Source organism: Microbacterium sp. (assembly GCF_052099035.1).
In the GTDB taxonomy this organism is placed as follows: domain Bacteria; phylum Actinomycetota; class Actinomycetes; order Actinomycetales; family Microbacteriaceae; genus Microbacterium.
Genome location: NZ_JBQDSX010000117.1, coordinates 1 through 5,306, shown reverse-complemented (window position 1 = coordinate 5,306; position 5,306 = coordinate 1). Strand labels below are relative to the sequence as shown.

4 protein-coding genes are annotated in these 5,306 nt (G+C 66.3%); 1 reads left to right on the top strand and 3 read right to left on the bottom strand.

The window, feature by feature from the left end:
* The 3 genes from ACTIAO_RS16970 to ACTIAO_RS16960 all read right to left on the bottom strand — a co-directional run.
* Positions 1-1,166: ABC transporter permease (locus ACTIAO_RS16970; RefSeq protein WP_441907281.1), on the bottom strand; the 1,166-nt coding region annotated here is incomplete at its 3' end.
* On the bottom strand, positions 1,163-2,890 hold the full coding sequence (locus ACTIAO_RS16965) for an ABC transporter ATP-binding protein (protein ID WP_441907280.1): 1,728 nt from the start codon (positions 2,888-2,890) through the stop codon (positions 1,163-1,165). The genes ACTIAO_RS16970 and ACTIAO_RS16965, both read right to left, overlap by 4 nt.
* 165 nt (positions 2,891-3,055) lie before the next feature.
* Positions 3,056-4,114, bottom strand: coding sequence for an enoyl-CoA hydratase/isomerase family protein (locus tag ACTIAO_RS16960; protein WP_441907279.1), 1,059 nt, complete (start codon positions 4,112-4,114; stop codon positions 3,056-3,058).
* Between the two features lie 108 nt (positions 4,115-4,222).
* Between ACTIAO_RS16960 and ACTIAO_RS16955 the strand changes: the two genes are divergently transcribed.
* On the top strand, positions 4,223-5,306 hold a 1,084-nt coding region (locus tag ACTIAO_RS16955; protein WP_441907278.1), incomplete at its 3' end, for an ABC transporter ATP-binding protein.

Below are 5,306 nucleotides of genomic sequence, written 5' to 3'. Positions count from 1 at the left end.
GTGAACTGCTGCGAGTACTGGATGAACGCCTGCACGTCGCCGAGGCGCAGCTGGCCGCTGGCGACCATGAGGCCACCGAGCACAGCGATGCCGACGAAGGTCAGGCTGCCGATGAAGGTCATGGCGGGCATGATGATCCCCGAGAGGAACTGCGCCTTGAAGCTGGCCTGGTAGAGCTCTTCGTTCTCGGCCTTGAAGCTCTCGAGTGCCTCCTGCTCCCGACCGAAGACCTTGACCAGTGCGTGCCCGGAGAAGGACTCCTCGACGCGCGCGTTGAGGCGTCCGACCTTGCGCCACTGGGTGCCGAAGGCCTTCTGCGACCGCGGCCCGATCACGCCGAAGATGACCCCCATCAGCGGCAGAGCGACCAGCGCCACAAGCGCCAGCTGCCACGAGATGGAGAACATCATCACCAGCACGCCGATCACGGTGAGGACCGACGTCAGCGCACCGGAGAGCGACTGCTGCATGGTCTGCGTGATGTTGTCGATGTCGTTCGTGACGCGCGAGATGAGCTCGCCGCGCTGCACCTTGTCGAAGTACGACAGCGGCAGACGGTTGATCTTCGCCTCGACGGATTCGCGCAGGCGCCACATGGTGCGCACCATGATGACGTTGATGACGTAGCCCTGCACCCAGGTGAGGATCGCGGCGCCGACGTAGATCGCCAGCACCGAGATGATCACCCAGCGCAGCCGGTCGAAGTCGATGCCTGCGCCGACCTGGAAGTGGTCGAACGCCGCCACCATGTTGGCGAAGTCGTCCTGGCCCTGCGAGCGCAGCAGCTCGACGACCTGCTCCTGCGACGTTCCGGCGGGAACGCCGTTGTCGCCGAGCTGCTTCGAGATGAATCCCTCGTAGATGAGGTTGGTGGCCTCACCGAGCACCTTGGGGGCTGCGACGGTGAGCACGACACCGAGGGCGCCGAAGAACGACACCAGCACGAACCATCCGGCCGAGGGCTTGAGCAGCCCGATCATGCGCCCGAAGCTCTTGCGGAAGTTGTCGGCCTTGCCGGCGGCCGGCCCGTCCCAGCCGCCGCCTTCGAGACGCGCCGCCTCGGCGAGTTCGGCCTCGTACAGCTCGTCGGGGGTCAGGGTCGCGGTGGGGCCGACCTGTGCGTTGTTCGGCGAACCTTCAACGGGCTCAGGAATGGAGGAGCTCATGCGTCCACCCCCAGCTGCGACTCGACGATCTCGCGGTAGGTCTCATTGGTCGCGACGAGTTCGTCATGCGTACCGACGCCGACCATCTCTCCTCCTTCAAGGACGACGATGCGATCGGCATCGGTGATCGTGGACACGCGTTGAGCGACGACGATCTTCGTCACGTGGGGCAGCTCTTTCCAGAGCGCCTGGCGCAGCCTCGCGTCGGTGGTCAGATCGAGCGCCGAGAACGAGTCATCGAAGACGAGGATCTGCGGCTGATGCACCAGCGCACGGGCGATTGCGAGCCGCTGGCGCTGGCCGCCCGAGACGTTCGTGCCGCCCTGGGCGATGCGGGTCTCGAGACCCTCGGGCATCTCTTCGACGAAGTCCCTGCCCTGCGCGATTTCCAGCGCGTGCCAGAGTTCTTCGTCGGTGGCATCCGCCCGCCCGTAACGGAGGTTCGAGGCGATCGTTCCGGTGAAGAGGAACGGCCGCTGCGGCACGAGGCCGATCGTCTTCCAGAGTGCATCCATGTCGGCTTCGCGGACGTCGACGCCGCCCACTCGTGCCACGCCTCCGGTCACATCGAACAGCCGAGGGATCAGCGAGACCAGCGTGGTCTTGCCCGCACCCGTCGACCCGACGATCGCAACGGTTTCCCCGCGCTCGGCGCCGAACGAGATGTTCTGCAGCACAGGAGACTCGGCGCCCGGGTAGGTGAACTCCACGTTCTCGAACATGACGGATCCGGGAACCGGGAAATCTGTCGCGCCATCGACCGGGCGCTCGAGGCTCGAATCCGCCTCGAGGACCTCACCGACGCGCTCCGCCGAGACGGCCGCGCGCGGGATCATCATCGCCATGAAGCTCGACATGATGACGCCCATCATGATCTGGCCGATGTACTGCATGAAGGCGAACAGCGTACCCACCTCGACGTTGCCGTTCTGCACCTCGACTCCACCGAACCAGATGACTCCGACGACGGTGACGTTGAGGATCAGCATGAAGACGGGGAACAGCAGCACGAACAGCGAACCGATGTTGCGTCCGACCTTCATGAGGTCGGTGTTGGTCGCGCGGAACCGCTCCTCCTCCACCTGCTCGCGGACGAAGGCACGGACGACCCGGACGCCGGTGAGCTGCTCGCGCATGATGCGGTTGATCGCATCGAGCATCTTCTGGTTGCGGCGGAACAGCGGCACCATGCGTCCGATGACGAGCACCGCGGCGATGAGCAGCACCGGCACCGAGATGCCGATCAGCCAGCTCAGGCCGACGTCCTGCTGCACGGCCATGATGATGCCGCCGATGGCGAGCAGTGGTGCGGTGACGAACATCGTCGCACCCATCATCGCCAGCATCTGGACCTGCTGCACGTCGTTGGTGTTGCGGGTGATGAGGGAGCCTGCCCCGAACTGCGAGACCTCCCGTTCGGAGAAGCCGCTGACCCGAGCGAACACGTCGTTCCGGATGTCGCGGCCGACGCTCATCGCAGCTTTGGCGGCGAAGTAGGTGGCGATGACCGCGCAGACGATCTGGCCGAGCGAGACGAGGAGCATCCAGCCCCCGGTGCTCCAGATGTAGCCGGTGTCAGCGGTGGCGACGCCCTTGTTGATGATGTCGGCGTTCAGCCGGGGAAGGTAGAGCGTGGCCAGCGCGCTGGCGAACTGGAAGACGAGCACACCGACCAGCAGCGGCCAGTATTTGGAGAGGTAGCGGAAGAGAAGCTTTCCGAGCATGGAGGGGTCCTTTTTGAGAACGGGCCGAATGGGCCATGAGATAGCGTGCCACGGTCTACCGACATTGCATATCCCTCGAGCGGTCATATCCGCTCAGGGCGAACGATCCCCAGATGGGATCAGATTTCTCTCCTGCGTCCAGAAACACCCGAAGGCGAGGGGATGTCAGAACAGCGGCACGTCCGGCACGAACGAACGGGCCTGTGCTCCGGCATCCGCCGTCAGCTCGCCGATCGTCGCCGGCTGCCATTTCGGCGAACGATCCTTGTCGACCAGCTGAGCGCGGATGCCCTCGACGAGGTCAGGGTGGTGACCTGCGAACCACATGACGCGGCGGTACTCCCCGATCAGCGCATCCCGCAAGTCGCCGGCGCGCGCTTCGCGCACGGCATCCAGCGTGACGGCGAGGCCGGTGGGCGCGAGCTCTGCGAGCGTCGCGGCTGTGGCGGATGCCGACACCTCTGCCCGTGCGGACAGTCGCTCCACGATCTCGCCCACGGTTCCTGCCGAGAAGACGCCGTCGATCCAGGCGCGTTCGGCCTCGAGTGCTGAGGGCTCGGGGGTCTCGTCGAACAGGAGCACCAGCTCGGACGGGCTGGTCGGGTCGGCGCGCTTTCCGAGCGCCTCGCGGAGCTCGTCCAGGTGCTGCGACGGCACGTAGTGATCCGCGAAGCCGGTGTAAATGGCATCCGCCGCCGACATCGTGCTGCCGGTGAGTCCGAGGTACTCGCCGAGGCGCCCCGGGGCGCGGCCGAGCAGGTACGTGCCGCCGACATCCGGGGTGAACCCGATCCGGGTCTCCGGCATCGCCAGGCGACTGCGCTCGGTGACGATGCGGATATCTGCATGCCCTGCGAGCCCGATGCCGCCACCCATCGTGACGCCGTCCGCGATCGCGACGACCGTCTTCGGATACTCGGCGATCAGCAGGTTCAACGCGTACTCGGCGCGGAAGAACTCCGCGGTCCGATCGGGATGGCCCTCCACGATCTGGTCGTAGAGCGCACGCACGTCTCCGCCGGCGCAGAGCCCCCGATCACCCTCGCCATCGATGAGCACGATGTCGATATCCGTGTCATCACGCCAGGCTTCCAGAGCCGCGGTGAGGTGTCGGATCATGTCCAGGTCGAGGGCGTTGATCACCTTCGGTCGATTGAGGGTGAGTCGCCCGAGCGACCCCTCCGTACGAACCAGGACCGTGGAGCCGGTATCGAAGTCAGTCACGAAAGCCACGTTACATGGGGCTGTTCTGGTGTTTCTCCGCACGTCCGATGCGAGATTCTACGCATTTTCCGGCAAGATGGAAGCACCTCTATGCATGAAAGGCAGCCGATGCCAGACGGACAGCTGATCGAGTTCGACCACGCGACCAAGCGCTTCGGCACTGTCGCGGCAGTGTCGGACTTGTCCGCGCGCGTTCGCCCAGGAGTGGTGACCGGATTCCTCGGGCCCAACGGCGCCGGCAAGACGACGACGCTGCGCATGCTGCTCGGACTCGAGCGTCCGACCAGCGGCAACGCCACGATCGGCGGAACCCGCTACGCCGAACTGCGCAACCCGGCCCGTGTGATCGGCGCCATGCTCGAGGACCCCGGCTTCCGGCAGCGCCGTACGGTCGAACGTCACCTGATCCAGGCGGCCAAGGCCAACGGCATCCAGCTCTCCCGTGTCGGCGAACTCATCTCGTTCGTCGGGCTCGGCGATGACGTCGACACGCGCATCGCGGCGCTCTCGCTCGGCATGCGCCAGCGACTGAGTGCGGCGACCGCGCTGATCGGCGACCCGGGCGTGCTCGTGCTCGATGAACCGGCCAATGGCCTCGACCCCGAGGGGATTCGCTGGATGCGCACCCTCATCCGCGGTCTGGCCGATGAGGGCCGCACGGTGCTGGTCTCTTCGCACGTGCTGAGCGAGGTCGAGCAGATCGCCGACGAGATCCTCGTGATCGCGCGCGGCGAGCTCAAGTTCGCCGGTACCATGGAAGACCTTGCCGACCCGCGCTCCGGCCCGGTCGTGCTGGATGCTGCGGACCGCGGCGCTCTCTCCACGACGCTGCACGACGCCGGGTACGAATTCGAGGTACTGCGCTCCGGGCTCACCGTGCGCGGCAGCGACGCGGCGACCATCGGCGGTGTCATCGCCCGCGCCGGCGTTGCGCTGACGACGCTGCAGCAGCGCGGGCCGACGCTGGAAGACGTCTTCCTCGACCTCGTGCACGACCGCTACGTTCCCCCGGCCCCGGTCCCGGAGGAGACGGCGCTGTTCGATCTGCCCGATGCCGCAGCGGATGCCGAGCCGGACGTTGAGCGAGCCGAGACGCCCGAACCCGACACCGAGCCGGACGAAGCACCGGACACCGAGCCGGACGTTGAGCGAGCCGAAGGCGAGACGAAACGGGCTGAGCGAGCGGAGCGAG